15 protein-coding genes are annotated in these 15,278 nt (G+C 32.1%); 12 read left to right on the top strand and 3 right to left on the bottom strand.

Translation table 11 applies throughout. The features are described 5' to 3' along the window. The first annotated feature begins 157 nt into the window (after positions 1-157). Entirely contained in the window at positions 158-2,095 is a 1,938-nt protein-coding gene (locus DFR54_RS08970) for an ABC-F family ATP-binding cassette domain-containing protein (protein ID WP_114289923.1), read from the top strand. Between the two features lie 52 nt (positions 2,096-2,147). On the opposite strand, the gene queG is transcribed toward DFR54_RS08970, so the two are convergent. Further along, complete coding sequence (gene queG, locus DFR54_RS08965; RefSeq protein ID WP_114289922.1) at positions 2,148-3,293, bottom strand: tRNA epoxyqueuosine(34) reductase QueG; 1,146 nt, start codon at positions 3,291-3,293, stop codon at positions 2,148-2,150. 103 nt (positions 3,294-3,396) lie between these two features. Here queG and DFR54_RS08960 point away from each other — a divergent pair, with 103 nt between their 5' ends. Beyond that, on the top strand, positions 3,397-4,533 hold the full coding sequence (locus DFR54_RS08960; protein ID WP_114289921.1) for a competence protein CoiA: 1,137 nt from the start codon (positions 3,397-3,399) through the stop codon (positions 4,531-4,533). A 25-nt stretch (positions 4,534-4,558) separates the two neighbouring features. Next, positions 4,559-6,370 carry an oligoendopeptidase F gene (gene pepF / locus DFR54_RS08955; RefSeq protein ID WP_114289920.1) on the top strand — a complete coding sequence of 604 codons (1,812 nt, stop codon included), beginning with the start codon at positions 4,559-4,561 and terminating at the stop codon, positions 6,368-6,370. Positions 6,371-6,420: 50 nt separating this feature from the next. Here pepF and DFR54_RS08950 read toward each other — a convergent pair whose 3' ends face one another. Both DFR54_RS08950 and DFR54_RS08945 read right to left on the bottom strand, forming a co-directional pair. Continuing rightward, positions 6,421-7,032 carry a DsbA family protein gene (locus tag DFR54_RS08950; protein ID WP_086341171.1) on the bottom strand — a complete coding sequence of 204 codons (612 nt, stop codon included), beginning with the start codon at positions 7,030-7,032 and terminating at the stop codon, positions 6,421-6,423. 94 nt (positions 7,033-7,126) lie between these two features. Then, positions 7,127-7,723, bottom strand: coding sequence for a CYTH domain-containing protein (locus DFR54_RS08945; RefSeq protein WP_114289919.1), 597 nt, complete (start codon positions 7,721-7,723; stop codon positions 7,127-7,129). Positions 7,724-7,864: 141 nt separating this feature from the next. Here DFR54_RS08945 and yjbM point away from each other — a divergent pair, with 141 nt between their 5' ends. From yjbM to DFR54_RS08900, 9 genes are all read left to right on the top strand, one after another. Beyond that, positions 7,865-8,536: a GTP diphosphokinase gene (gene yjbM / locus DFR54_RS08940; RefSeq protein ID WP_206172101.1), complete on the top strand. Its 672-nt coding sequence runs from the start codon at positions 7,865-7,867 to the stop codon at positions 8,534-8,536. Further along, positions 8,533-9,342: an NAD kinase gene (locus DFR54_RS08935; protein ID WP_114289918.1), complete on the top strand. Its 810-nt coding sequence runs from the start codon at positions 8,533-8,535 to the stop codon at positions 9,340-9,342. The genes yjbM and DFR54_RS08935 overlap by 4 nt, the downstream gene beginning before the upstream one ends. Before the next feature lie 2 nt (positions 9,343-9,344). Continuing rightward, a complete protein-coding gene (locus DFR54_RS08930; protein ID WP_114289917.1) occupies positions 9,345-10,232 on the top strand; it encodes an RluA family pseudouridine synthase in 888 nt (295 codons plus the stop codon). Positions 10,233-10,248: 16 nt separating this feature from the next. Continuing rightward, positions 10,249-11,616, top strand: a complete 1,368-nt coding sequence (gene mgtE / locus DFR54_RS08925) for a magnesium transporter (RefSeq protein ID WP_086341175.1) — start codon at positions 10,249-10,251, stop codon at positions 11,614-11,616. 97 nt (positions 11,617-11,713) lie between these two features. Beyond that, the gene (locus DFR54_RS08920; protein WP_114289916.1) at positions 11,714-12,223 is read left to right on the top strand and encodes a GNAT family N-acetyltransferase; all 510 of its coding nucleotides are present in this window, start codon (positions 11,714-11,716) and stop codon (positions 12,221-12,223) included. A gap of 257 nt (positions 12,224-12,480) precedes the next feature. After that, positions 12,481-12,765 (top strand): ArsR/SmtB family transcription factor, encoded by a 285-nt coding sequence (locus tag DFR54_RS08915; protein WP_114289915.1) that lies wholly within the window; start codon positions 12,481-12,483, stop codon positions 12,763-12,765. A gap of 14 nt (positions 12,766-12,779) precedes the next feature. Next, entirely contained in the window at positions 12,780-13,715 is a 936-nt protein-coding gene (locus DFR54_RS08910) for an ABC transporter ATP-binding protein (protein WP_114289914.1), read from the top strand. Continuing rightward, a complete protein-coding gene (locus tag DFR54_RS08905) occupies positions 13,708-14,478 on the top strand; it encodes an ABC transporter permease (RefSeq protein ID WP_086341180.1) in 771 nt (256 codons plus the stop codon). The genes DFR54_RS08910 and DFR54_RS08905 overlap by 8 nt, the downstream gene beginning before the upstream one ends. A gap of 116 nt (positions 14,479-14,594) precedes the next feature. Beyond that, entirely contained in the window at positions 14,595-15,257 is a 663-nt protein-coding gene (locus tag DFR54_RS08900) for a helix-turn-helix transcriptional regulator (protein WP_086341181.1), read from the top strand. The last annotated feature ends 21 nt before the right edge of the window (positions 15,258-15,278 follow it).

Here is a 15,278-nt window from a genome sequence, read left to right as displayed (position 1 = left end):
TTTCATTGTTATAAACTTCACTTTACATAGAATACCTTTAGAACGTTTGAATTGCAATTTATTAGCTTAGGAAAGCCTATGATAATCACAATTGAACTTTATAAATAACTATATAATATGATAAACTAGGCTCAGTATATTAAAGGTGGAGAAGCTTATGATTTTATTACAAGCAAACCAAGTAGCCCGTCTATTTGGAGATGATGTGTTATTTGAAAATATGCACATGGAAATACAAGATAGAAGTCGAATTGCTTTAGTTGGCCGTAATGGTACTGGTAAATCAACTTTTTTTAAAATATTAGTAGGGTTAGAAGAAGCAGACTTAGGAACTATCTCTAAAACAAAAGATTTAACAATTGGTTATTTAGACCAACATACAGGATTAGAATCTTCTAAAACAATTTGGGAAGAAATGCTAACAGTTTTTGAGTCTATTCAAAAAATGGAAAAACGATTAAGATTTTTAGAAGAACAAATTTCAAATGAAGAAATTCAAAATAATGAAAAACAATATGAGCAAGTTTTAGATGAATACGACCGCTTGCAACATGAGTTTAATGAATTAAATGGTTATGGTTATGAATCAGAGATTAAGTCAGTCCTTCATGGCTTTAGATTTGATGAAACTTATTTTGATCACCAAATTAGTAACTTATCAGGAGGACAAAAAACACGTCTTGCTTTAGCTAAGTTATTACTTGAAAAACCAGACTTATTAGTGCTAGATGAGCCGACTAACCACTTGGACATTGAAACCTTAAGTTGGTTAGAAAATTATTTACAAAATTACCGTGGGGCCCTTTTAATGGTTTCTCATGACCGTTACTTTTTAGATAAAATTGTTCAAGAAGTTTATGAGATTAGCCGTCAAAAAATGAGTCGTTATAAAGGAAATTATAGTCGCTACCTAGAGCAAAAAGCAGAACGTCTTGAAAGAGAATGGAAAGAATTCGAGAAACAACAAGTAGAGATTAATAAATTAGAAGATTTTGTAGCAAAAAATTTAGTCCGAGCGTCTACAACTAAAAGAGCACAAAGTCGTAGAAAACAACTTGAGAAGATGGATAGAATTGAACGTCCTCAAGGAGATGAAAAATCAGCTCATTTCTTATTTGGTATTGAAAGAGAATCAGGTCGTGAAGTTTTAGAAGTAAATAGTGCCGCTATTGGATACAATGAAACTATTTTATGTGAGCCAGTGGATTTTCAAATTAGAAAACAAGAAGCTATTGCTTTAGTTGGACCTAATGGAGTTGGTAAATCAACTTTATTAAAATCAATTATTGATGATATTCCTTTTATTAAAGGAGATAAAAAAATTGGACATCATGTTTCTATTGGTTATTACGACCAAGAACAAGCTAAATTAAACTCTCAGCAAACTGTATTAGAAGAATTATGGTCAGAACATCGAACGACGCCAGAAAAAGAAATCAGAACTATTTTAGGAAGTTTCTTATTCTCAGGGGAAGATGTTAAAAAGACAATTCCTTTATTAAGCGGGGGAGAAAAAGCTCGTGTGGCATTAGCAAAACTATCTATGAATCAAGATAACTTCTTAATTCTAGATGAGCCAACTAACCACTTGGATATTGATAGTAAAGAGGTGTTAGAAAATGCCCTAATAGATTATGAAGGAACTATTTTATTTGTTTCTCATGACCGCTATTTTATTAATCGTATCGCAACAAGTGTTTTAGAGTTATCTGAAGAGGGTAGTAAGCTCTATCATGGAAACTATGATTATTATTTAGAGAAAAAGCTAGAAGAAGAGCAGTTAAAAGAGTTACTTGATGAAAAAGAAGAAGTAGTTTCAGAAATCAAAACAGATACGAAGAAAAACTTCGAGATGGATAAACAAAAACAACGAGAAGAACGTACGTTAATGAGACAAGTAGAAACTCTTGAAAAAGAAATGCATGAATTAGAAGAGTCTATTGAAACATTACAAGAAGAGATGGGACTTCCAGAAAATCTAGAAGACCATCAAGTTTTGCAACAATTAAATGACACGCTTAATCAAAAATTTGCTAGACAAGAAGAATTACTTGAAGAATGGGAAGAAGCGTCACTTGCTTTAGAAGAATATTAAAAAACTGTGAACTAAGATTTTAACTTAGTTCACAGTTTTTTTAGAGTACAATCTATTCTTTTATATTAATTATCGATTTTTCTAATTCAGTGATGACTTCTTCATCACTTTCTTTTTCAAGATGTTCTTCTAAGAAAAGTAAAACTTCTTCGTTGCCTTTTCCTAGTATGCCTAGTGCCCAAGCAGCAGTGCCACGAATAACAGGACGAGGGTCTTCATCTAAGCATCTTAAAATATTTGGGACACTTGTTTTATCACGAGCGTTAGCTAGAGCGATAATCGCATTTCGTTGAATCGGTTTTTTACCACGCCAAGAGCCAGCTAAGTAACCGAATTTTTCTTTAAATTCTTTATTTGAGATAGTTAATAAAGGTTTTAATAGTGGTTGAACGACTTCTGGATCAGGTTCCATTTCTTCATGAAAGTGAGAATTTTTACCTTTGTTAAAAGGACAGACTTCTTGGCAGATATCACAACCATAAATAATCGTTCTAATTTTAGGTCTAAATTCTTCGGGCATCATCCCCTTTGTTTGGGTTTGATAGGACAGACAAAGTTGACCATTCATTCTCCCGTCACCAAGTAAGGCAGAGGTTGGGCATTGGTCAATACATTTGGTGCAAGTCCCACACTGATTTTCGATTGGGGTGTCTGCTTCAAAAGGAATATTAGTAATAATCTCTCCAAGATACACATAAGAGCCAAACTCTTCAGTGATCAATAAGCCATTTTTACCAATAAAACCAAGGCCAGCTCTTTGAGCAACAACAACATCAATTAATTCACCTGTATCTACCATTGGCTTAAATGTCAAATCTGGATTATCAAGACTTAACTCTTTAATGGCTTCAATTAATTTTTCCATGCGATCTTTTAAAATATTATGGTAGTCAACTCCCCAAGAGGCACGAGCAAATTTCCCTCTTTTTTCACCTCTGATTTTTTCTGGACGAGTGTTCATACGAGATGGATAAGCTAAGGCAATAGAGATGATTGATTTTGGTTTATCAAAAATTAATTCTGGGTATAATCTTTCGTCAATATTTTGATGTTCAAACCCTGTTGTATGATTATTTTCTTTTTGCTCTAGTAAGCTTTCCTTTAAATGGTCAAAGGGCTCAGCAGTTGTGAAGCCGATTTTATCAATTCCGATGTCCTTACTAGCTGTGATGATTTGTTGTTTTAACGTCTCATACATCTAAATCTACCTCCTTATCTTTTTCTTTAAGTATTACGGAGTTCTAAAAAAAATTCAAGTAACTTTTAAATTCTCACGAATATTTTAGTTAAGGAGGGGAATTATGTTAGTTGCTGAAAATGATCTAAAAGAAAAATGCTTTATTTCTAAACTTACTTCAGAAGAAATAAAAAAAGCTAAAAAGGAAAAATGGTTTTGTCCAGGTTGCCACTCTCAAGTTATTATCAAAAGTGGGAAAGTTAATAGATCGCATTTTGCTCATAAAACCCGTGAAACTTGTGATTTGTTTTCGGAAAATGAATCAGAAGAACATCTAAAAGGAAAAGAATTAATAGCTAATAATTGTGACAAATATGGTATTGAATATGAAGTGGAAGCTTTTTTACCTGAATTAAACCAACGGCCAGATGTGCTAATTCAAGAAAAAATTGCCATTGAATTTCAGTGTAGCGCTCTTAGTCTTGAACGATTTAAAGAGAGAACGGAGTCTTATTTAAATAATGGGTATCAAGTTATCTGGTTGTTAGGAGAAAAGTTTCATTTAAAAAATAAGTTATCGGCTCTACAAAAACAATTTATTTATTTTTCAGAGTCGAAAGGATTTTATATGTGGGAATGTTCTGTTGAGAATCGTAAAATATATTTAGATTATTTTATTATCTATGCTTCATCTGAACTACTTTTTGAGAAAGAAGAATTTGATTTAAATCAATTAAGTATTTTAAACATATTGAATGCTGCACAAAAAGAAGTAAAGGCAAAAATGCAAACGAATCCTGCGAGTAATTATTATGAGCAACGATGTAAATGGAATCGTCAGTTAAATCAAAAGCTGCCAAAAACTATGGAGTTACAGTCATTTTTCTACTCAAAAGGACAAAATCTCAGAAATATGAATAAGATGTGCTTTTTACCTAGTTTTTTGACGCCGGTTTTATTTGAAAAGGAGCTGATTTTACGTTTTTTAGTGTATGATTATTTTTTGAAGTATAAATCTGGAAGTGCTAATGATATATTGAGTTATGTGGTGAGTGACTACGACTTTGAAGAGTTTTCTTTGATTAAAACTACTAGGTTACTTGGTTATTGTTTGTCTTTATATTGTTTTGTTTTAGAAGAACAAAAAATAATAAAAAAAGATAAAAAATCAATTTATCATTTAATTAATGAAAAACCTACTAAAGAAGTAAAGTGGGAAATTTTATGGTTACCCTTAAAATATGTTATGATAAGTAAGTAAATTATGAGAGGGGAGTTATGAATTAATGAGTGAAACAAAACAATTACCAAATCGTTCAGATTTAACAGAAAAAGAAACATGGGACTTAACACCAATTTTTGAAAGTGATGCAGCTTTTGATACGGCTTTTGAAGCTTTAACAAAAAAATTAGAAGAAGCACCAAGCTATCAAGGAACACTAAAAAATGGAGCAGATAGCTTCTTGAAAGCAATCGACTATTTATTAAGTGTTTACCGTGAAGTTGAAAAAATTTATGTGTATTCACATTTAAAAAATGACCAAGATACAAGTAACACAACTTATCAAGGTCTATATGCAAGAGCAAGTAGTTTAGCGGCTCAATCAGGAGCAGCCCTAGCTTGGTTCCAACCAGAAGTTTTAACTTTATCAGATGAAGAAATTGATGGTTACTTTGCTGAAAATAAAGACTTAGAAGTTTATCGTTATTTTGTTAAACAAATGACTGATGAAAGAGCACACGTTTTATCAGCGAAAGAAGAAGAATTATTAGCTAATGCTAGTGAAGTGTTATCAGCTTCAAGTGATACATTCTCAGTTTTAAACAATGCGGATTTAAAATTCCCAATTGTTAAAGATGAAAATGGTCATGATGTTGAGCTATCACATGGTTTATACGGCCAATTAATGGAAAGTACTAACCGTGAAGTTAGAGAAGCAGCCTTTAAAGGAATGTACAGTGTGTATGAACAATTTAGAAATACTTTTGCAAGTACTTTAACAGCTAATGTTAAAAAACATAACTTTAATGCTAAAGTTAGAAACTTCTCTTCAGCTCGTGAAGCAGCTTTAAGTGCTAACCATATTCCAGAATCAGTTTATGATACATTACTTGATGTAGTTGATAAAAACTTACCATTATTACATCGTTATGTGGCTTTACGTAAAAAATTACTTAATGTTGATACCTTACATATGTACGATATGTATACACCAGTTTTAGGAGATGCTCCAATTAAACATTCTTATGAGGAAGCAAAAGAAATTTCTCTTAAAGGATTAGAGCCACTTGGTGAAGAGTATATTGAAATTGTTAAGGAAGCCTATGCAGATCGCTGGATTGACGTCGTTGAAAATAAAGGAAAACGTAGTGGTGCCTACTCATCTGGAAGTTACGACACAAAACCTTATATTCTTTTAAACTGGCATGATAGTTTAAATCATCTGTATACATTAGTTCATGAGATGGGACATAGTGTTCATAGTTATTACACACGTAAAACACAACCTTATGTGTATGGTGATTATTCAATTTTCCTTGCAGAGATTGCTTCAACAACAAATGAAAACTTATTAACTGAGTATTTATTAAAAACAGAAACAGATCCTAAAGTCCGTGCCTTTGTCTTAAACCACTATTTAGATGGATTCAAAGGAACAATCTTTAGACAAACTCAATTTGCTGAATTTGAACATTTCATTCACACAGAAGATGCTAAAGGCACTCCTCTAACAAGTGAATTCTTAAGTGAGTATTATGCTGGCCTAAATGCTAAATATTATGGCCCTTCAGTTGAAAAAGACCCAGAAATTGCTTATGAGTGGAGTCGTATTCCTCATTTCTATTACAATTACTATGTCTTCCAATACTCAACAGGATTCTCTGCAGCTGCAGCTTTAGCAGATAAAATTCTTAAGGGTGAGGAAAATGCTTTAGAAAACTATTTAGGATTCTTAAAAGCAGGAAGTAGTGATTACCCAATTGAAGTGATGAAAAAAGCTGGTGTTGATATGACACAAGCTGCTTATATTGAAGATGCGATGAAAGTCTTTGAAGAAAGATTAAACGAATTAGAAGCATTAGTAGAAACATTTTAACAAATAAAAGAGCCTGTAACAGAAGTTACAGGCTCTTTTGTTTGTTATGTTCAGTATAAATGAAAAAGATCACTGTTTTTAGAGAGTCTACCTTCAATACAATCTGTTTTAAATAAATCTCGAATAATGTCATCAGGTGTATCTGCTTCAATGAGAACACCAAAATCACGTTCGCAATTATAGTTAAAAATAACTGCATCTGAAAAATCTTCAATTCCCATTTCATTAGCTACTTGTTGATCTAGTTTGAAGAAATCAATGATAAGGTTAGAGGAACGGTCATTTAAAAATAAAGACATATCGGCACCTAAATCATTTAAAATGGATCTAACAAGATATTTAGAGTAGGTTTGTTTTTGACAACCAACTCGTGTTTGAAGCTCAATTAAAAATTCTCTGCCTAAACGTTTGCCTTGAAGCTGTGCTGCTTTGTAATCTAGACAGGCAGAATAGATAGAGTTAAATAGTTTATTTCTATTATCTAGGTCATGAATGGGTAGATTCTGACGTAGTATGTAATTTTGAAGGACTCTTGGATTGAGTAGTGGAATTACTTTGAAATGTATCTTTTCTTTTTCATGTTTAATGATTTCTAGAAATTTTTTCTCGCTTTTTAAACTAGATTCATCTAAGGGATTAACAAAAAGGTATATTTCAATCATCTTAACGCCTCCTAACCACACACTTATTCCATACGATCATCTATAATCTATCAAATATTAGTAAAAAGAGAAAGAGAAACGCTTGTGAAAGTTACTATTCAGCAATTTGCTGTTTTCTTTCAAACATTCTAGCAATTTTCTTTTTAGCAGGTCTAACTGGAATGTTATTTTCTGCTAAAAAATTTTCAAAAGTCTTTTGACCTATTGTCGAATCAAGGACTTCCATTTCAAGTTCATAATCTGTGACACCATAATAATGACTTTCATCTAATACAAGAAGAGTATTTTGGTCTAATTTTTTTTCTGCTCTTTTAGTGGTTAATGAACCAATTTCCTTTAAATCAGTAACAAGGATATTTTCATTGGCTAAATAATTTAACACTTCACTTTTTGATGAATCTATTTGTTCCTCTAATGATTTATCTAAATCAAAAACATTTAAAATGTCAGTTATTTCTAAATAGGTATAGCTGTTTTTTTGTGGTACTTTTAAAGTGAATTCGATTTTTTGTGGTAATAATCTAATTCGCAAACCTTGTCTTTTTTCTTTTAGTATTCCGTTCTTTGTATCGAAATAAATATTAGTTTGCTCATGAATATTTTCTTTAGTTAAATTAGTTATTTCTAGTAAATTTTGGTATTCCAGTTTAGTTAAGAGATTCTTATATTCAATCTCAAGTTCCTTTGCCATAAAATCACCTCAGTAGAGTTAGTCTACTATCTTTCTTTCTGAAACTCAATTTTTTAGTAACTGCCTTTAGTTACTAACTTTTTGCTGTCATTTATGATAAAATAAGCGATGTATGTTTAAGAATAAGGGTGTGGAGAGAAAATGATAGAAAATGAATGGAAATTGTTTTTAGCCCCATATGAACAAGCTGTTTCAGAATTAAAAGTAAAACTAAAAAGTATTAGACAACAATATAAAGAAAATAACCTACACACGCCAATTGAATTTGTAACTGGTCGTGTTAAAACTGAAGATAGTATTATGTTAAAATCAAAATTAAGGCATATTGAAGCTGAGAGATTAGAAACAGATCTTCAAGACATTGCAGGTATCAGGATTATGTGCCAGTTTGTTGAAGATATCTATGAAGTTGTTGGCTTATTAAGAAAACGCAAAGACTTTAAGGTAATTCATGAAAGAGATTATATTGAAAATAAAAAGGCAAGTGGTTATCGCTCTTATCACGTAGTCATTGAGTATCCTGTGCAACTTATTTCAGGAGAGAAAAAAATCCTCGTTGAAATCCAAATTAGAACACTAGCAATGAATTTCTGGGCAACGATTGAGCATTCTCTAAACTACAAGTACCAAGGAGAGTTTCCAGAAGAAATTAATACACGACTAGAAAAAACTGCAGAGGCTGCCTTTTTATTAGATGAGGAAATGTCTAAAATTAGAGATGAAATTCAAGAAGCACAACATTTATTCTCTTACAGGCGCCCAAAGAAAATAACTAAAAAAGAAAACACAGAAGGAGACGGGAAAACATCATGAGAATCGCTGTGATTGCCAACAAGGCTCCAAAATCAATTAAAGTTGCTGCTGAGTTAAGAGAAAAACTAGCAGAAGCTTCTTTTGAGTTGACTTTAGACCAGCCAAATGTGGTAATTACAGTTGGTGGTGATGGCACTTTGTTAAATGCCTTTCATTCATATGTCAATGAATTAGATAAAATTCGTTTTATTGGTGTTCATACAGGTCATTTAGGTTTTTATACTGACTGGCGTGATTATGAACTTGATTATTTAGTTGAAAGTTTGAAAAAAGATAACTCACAAAGTGTTTCCTATCCTTTATTAAATATTACTTTAATTTATGAAGATGATACTAAAAATAAAACATTTTTAGCTTTGAATGAAGTAACAGTAAAAAATTTAAATCGCACAATGGTAGCAGAAGTTCTTATTAAAGACGAGTTATTTGAAAAATTTCGTGGAGATGGGCTAAGTGTCTCAACACCAACTGGCTCAACAGCTTATAGTAAGAGCTTAGGTGGAGCCGTCATTCATCCTAGGGTTAATGCTATGCAGTTAAATGAAGTGGCCTCAATTAATAACAGGGTGTATCGTTCATTAGGCTCACCAATGATTATTGCAAAAGATGAGTGGATTACTCTAGAGTTAGATAGAGGAGAAAGCTATCAAGTCCACATTGACCATTTAGTGACAACAGAAGAAAACTTAGTTTCTATTAAAGTAGAACTAGCAGAACAGAGAATACAATTTGCTTCGTACCGCCATACGCATTTTTGGCGTCGAGTAAATGATGCATTTATTGGGGAATTAAGGGGACAAGAGTAAGGATGGAGTTTGTTTGGCAAGTTGAAAATGAATCAGTAAAATTGAAAACTTTTTTAAAGGGAAAAGGTGTTTCAAAAAAATTATTAGCAAAAATTAAATTCCATGGTGGAACGATGTTAGTCAATGACTCAGTTCAAAATGCCTTACATGTTGTGACGCCAGGAGATATTGTAAAAATCATTATTCCTGATGAAGGGGAACATGAAACGTTAATTCCTTATGATGCACCACTTGAAATTGTATTTGAGGATGAGCATTTACTTGTTGTGAATAAGCCAAAAGATGTCGCTTCTATTCCAGCTCAGTATCATCCAGTTGGCACGATGGCCCACAGAGTCAAACATTACTATAATGAGCAAAAATACGTTAACCGCGTCGTTCACGTTGTAACCAGATTAGACCGTGACACAACAGGGTTGATGTTATTTGCTAAACATGGATTTGCTCATGCGATGCTTGATAAACAATTGCAAAATAAAACCTTAAATAAATATTACACAGCTTTAGTTAGTGGCAAGATTGATGATTTATCTGAAGAGGGGCAGATAGATCTAAAGATTGGTCGAGATATGACTTCTTTAATCAAAAGACAAGTGACAGAAGATGGTCAAGAAGCACTTACTAATTATTGGCTAGAAAAGAAAACGGCAGAAGTAGCCCAAGTCAAAATTCAGCTAAAAACAGGCAGAACACACCAAATCAGAGTTCATTTTTCAGGTGTTGGTTGTCCACTTTTAGGTGATAATCTTTATGGTGGTAACATGGATTTAGGGATTGATAGACAAGCGCTTCACTGTACACGTTTAGAGTTTATACACCCCTTTACTCATGAACCGATGATCTTAACTCTAGAAATTCCAGAAGATATGAAACAGGTCATGAATCAATAAAAAGGGGGCAAACCTTATGAATGAAAATATTGAAATGGAGCAACAGTTTGATTTATTAAGGCAATTGCTTCACGCAGATAAAATGAATGAGTTTAGAGAAATGTTTTTAGAATGGCATCTCTATGAACAAGGTCAGTTTTATTTTACGTTAGATGAAAAAGAGCGTCTGCGTTTATACACTTATCTATCTCCTAAAGAAACAGCTGATATGTTTGATGTGATTGAAGAAGATCATGAAGATATGAAAGATTATCTATCTGAGATGGCACCACGTTATGTAGCAGATATGCTAAGTGAGATGTATGCAGATAACGCTGCCGACATTTTAAATCAATTAGATAAAGAAGAAGCTTTAAAATATTTAAGTTTAATGACTTCTGAAAATGTTAACCGGATTAAAGTTTTAATAGGTTATGAAGATAAAACAGCTGGGGCGATTATGACAACGGAATACGTGTCTATTGTTGCTAACCAAACTATTCGTTCAGCTCTTAATCTCTTGAGAAAAAAAGCAACACAGGCTGAAATTATTTATTATATATATGTTGTGGATAGTCATAATCATTTAGAGGGAATTATTTCTTTAAGAGATTTACTTCTAAACCGTGAAGATATGTTAATCTCTGAGATGATGGAAGAGCGTGTGATTTCTGTTGATGTAACAGAAGACCAAGAAGATGTAGCCAAAACTATTAGGGACTACGATTTCTTAGCAGTTCCAGTTGTAAATTCTCGTAAAGAGTTACTTGGTATTATTACAGTTGATGATATTATTGACGTTATTGATGACGAGGCAGCTAGTGATTACTCTGGTCTTGCTGGGGTTGACGTTGAAGCTATTGCAGAAACACCTTTAAAAGCATCTATTAAAAGATTACCTTGGTTAATTACCTTACTATTTTTAGGAATGTCTACAGCGACTTTAATTAGCCATTACGAAGTGTTAATTAATGAAGCCAGCATATTAGCCGTATTTATCTCGCTTATCACAGGAACAGCTGGAAACGCCGGAACGCAGTCATTAGCCGTTGCAGTTAGAAAACTTGCTATCTCTGATGATAAAGACATGAGTTTTGCGAAATTAATCATAAGTGAAGTTCTAACAGGATTAATTACCGGTTGCGTGACTGGTTTAGTCATTTTTATTGTTGTTGGTTTTTGGAAGAACAACTTTATCTTAGGATTTGTTATTGGCATTGCTATGTTATGTGCTATTACTGTAGCTAATTTAGCCGGAAGTTTTATCCCGATATTAATGGAAAAAATCGGCTTTGACCCAGCTGTTGCCAGTGGGCCCTTTATAACGACTCTAAGTGATTTAACAAGTGTGTTAATTTATTTTAATATTGCTAGCTTATTCATGGGCTTTTTTATAGGAACTTAGAAGAGATAATGGTATAAAAGGCCCCCTATTTTTTCTAACTAAAGACGATTGTACGAAGCTAATTATTAATAATATATTGATAAAAAAAGGATAAGTGATGACAAATAAACAAGCAGTATTTTTAAGACCAGCAACAGCAGAAGACGTTAAGATTATTCATAAATGGTGGTCTGATGGCCAGATAATGAAAGAAGTCGGCTTCCCTAATGGTTTGTCTATTACAATTGAGGAAGTTTTTAAAGATATTGAAAAATATCAAAAAGAGGAAAACGCAGATTTTTTAATAATCCTAAGTGAAGAAAAAATCGAAATAGGTGAATTTGCTTATAAAAAAATATCAATGAATACATACACGTTTGATATAAAAATAGGAGAGTATGCCTATCAAAGAAAAGGTTACGGTAAGTTAGCTCTTTTAAAGGGAATAAATATTATTAAATCTAAATCTGAAGTAGAGCGAATAGAAATTAGTGTGGATCCTGAAAATATAAAAGCTTTAAGTTTATATAAATCTGTTGGTTTTAAAAGTATTCGAAGAATCAACAATAATTGGAAAAATCAACTAGGAGAAAGCCGCTCAACAGAAGTTTTAGAATTCATTTTTTAATTAACGCCATTGCGAAACAAACATCAAACTAAGTTTTAGTGTTCATAATAGTTATAGAGATTAATATAATAAAAACCAAATAGCATACCTAATATCAAAAACAGAACCTTGTTTAAGCATGGTTCTGTTTTTTTGATATTAATGAAATTGTTAGTTTTATTAGCTAAGTTATTTCGTTAATAATTTGAATTCTTGACAAGTTTTCTGATTTAATTTAATCTTACATAGATAGTTATCTATGTAGGGGAGGAGAGTTAATGGAAACAAGTGATTTAATTTTAGTTTTAAAAGCTTTAGCTGACACAAGAAGGCTGAAAATTATTGAGCTACTTTCTAAAGAAAAAAGTATGTGCGCTTGCGAAGTTTTAGATCACTTTGATGTGACTCAACCAACGCTTTCTCATCACATGAAAATATTAGAAAAAGCAAAGTTAATTACTGTAGAAAAAAAGGGACAGTGGCATCACTATTCAATAAAAGAGGAAAGTGTAGCAGAACTTTTTTTAAGTATGGAAAAAGTATTTAATGATGCAAAAAAATAAGGAGTTTAGCTATTATGGTATACGCATTAGAAATCAATAATTTGAAAAAGACTTATGACACAGGAGTTAAAGCTTTAAAAGGTGTTGATTTAACTGTTGAAGAAGGTGACTTTTACGCATTGTTAGGACCAAACGGTGCAGGGAAATCAACCACGATTGGTATTATGACTTCACTAGTTAATAAAACAAGTGGACAAGTGAAAATATTTGGTTATGACTTAGATAAAGACTTAGTTAAAGCGAAGCAACAAATTGGACTAGTACCTCAAGAGTTTAACTTTAATCCTTTTGAAACAGTGCAACAAATTGTTGTTAATCAAGCTGGCTATTACGGAGTGCCAAGAAAAGAAGCGTTAATTCGAAGTGAAAAATTTTTAAAACAATCAAACCTATGGGAAAAACGAAATGTAAGAGCGAGAATGTTATCAGGTGGTATGAAGCGCCGTCTAATGATTGCTAGAGCTCTAATGCATGAGCCAAAATTGTTAATATTAGATGAACCGACAGCAGGTGTGGATATTGAGTTACGTCGTGATATGTGGGAGTTCTTAAAAGAGTTAAATGAAGCAGGGACAACTATTATTTTAACTACTCATTACTTAGAAGAAGCAGAGATGTTATGTCGCAATATTGGGATCATCCAATCAGGTGAATTAATTGAAAATACAAGTATGAAAGAACTACTGTCTAAATTACAATCAGAAACTTTTATTTTAGATATAGTTCCAACAAATAAAGAAATTAAATTAGTTGACTATCATTATGAATTAGAAGATCAACAAACCTTAGCTGTAGAAGTTCAAAAAGATCAAGGGATTAATGATGTCTTTACTCAACTATCAAACCAAGGAATTACAGTGACTTCTATGAGAAATAAATCAAATCGTTTAGAAGAGTTATTTTTAAAACTAACTGAAGGAGAACATAGTACGGAGGAAGACAATGAATAATCTTTATTTTACTGCATTAAAAAGTTTAGCTGTTAAAGAAACAAATCGATATTTAAGAATATGGGTACAAACCCTTGTACCACCAGTGATTACAACTTCTCTTTATTTTGTTATATTTGGAAAAATGATTGGTGGTCGAATTGGTGATATGGGTGGCTTTTCTTATATGGAATTTATTGTACCAGGGCTAATTATGATGTCAGCTATTACTAGTTCTTATGCCAATGTGTCATCGTCCTTTTTCTCTCAAAAATTCCAGAAAAACATTGAAGAATTACTTGTAGCACCAGTGCCAACTCATATTATTATTTGGGGCTTTGTGATTGGTGGTTTAGGCCGAAGTTTTCTAGTGGGAACTTTAGTGACGATTATCTCCCTATTATTTGTACCGTTAAATGTAGTTTCATGGCCAATCGTTATTATTACGTTATTAATGACTGCTATTTTATTTTCTCTAGCTGGTTTAATCAATGGGATTTTCGCTCAATCTTATGATGATGTCTCAATTGTACCTACTTTTGTTCTACAACCTTTAACTTATTTAGGTGGAGTATTTTACTCGATTTCAATGTTACCGCCATTTTGGCAAGGTGTTTCAAAGGTTAACCCAATTGTGTACATGATTTCAGGTTTTAGATATGGTTTCTTAGGGATAGAAGATGTTTCTATTACTGTTTCATTTTCAATTATTATTATTTTTATTGTTGTCCTGTATAGTGTTTGTTGGTATTTAATCAACAAAGGAAGAGGATTAAGAAGTTAAAAGTTATATTAGAAAAAGATGTTTTTTTAAATAAGTTAAAAGTTGATTTACCACTTAAAAAAAGTGATACTGTATGGTATTCTAATCTTATTAATATAAAGGGCTTAGGAGAACATATGAATACTAAAAAACTGAATTTGTATAAAGCTTTAACCACTTTTTTAGGCCACTCTTTAGGGAGTAATTTTGAGATTGTGTTACACGTTTTAGAATCAGGGAATTATCACATAGGTGCTATTGAAAATAGTCATATTAGTGGTAGAACAACTAATTCACCTATTACAGATTTTGCCTTGAAATTAATGAGTTCAAAGGCTCATGAAAGAGAAGATTTTGTTGTTAATTATAAGGCGGAAACCATTAATGGAAAAACCTTAAAAGGCTCAACTTTTTTTATAAAAGATGAAGAAGGTAATCTTGAAGGATTACTTTGTATCAACCAAGACATTAGTCAATACGAAGACTTGTCTCAAGAAATACTAAAATTAGTTGGCTTAGGAAATGAGTCATTAGATGATTTAAATCTAGAGAATCATAGACGAAACGATACTGTAGAAATTTTAGAAGAGTCAATTGAAGATATGGTAAATTCTATAGTAGAACCTGATTTACTAAGCGGAAAAGTTAATTTAAACAAAGAAGCTAAGTTAACCATTATCCGTCAATTAAACGATAAAGGTGTCTTCCAAATAAAAGGAGCTGTAGCCAAAGTTGCTGATATTTTAAAAATTTCAGAACCAAGTATTTATCGTTATGTCAAAATAGTTAGTGAAGAGTAAAAAGAGGCTGTGACTAAATTT

This window comes from Vagococcus fluvialis, from assembly GCF_003337315.1.
Classification (GTDB): domain Bacteria; phylum Bacillota; class Bacilli; order Lactobacillales; family Vagococcaceae; genus Vagococcus; species Vagococcus fluvialis.
The sequence above is the reverse complement of the archived record's forward strand: the minus strand, read 5'-3'. Positions and strand labels throughout refer to the sequence as shown.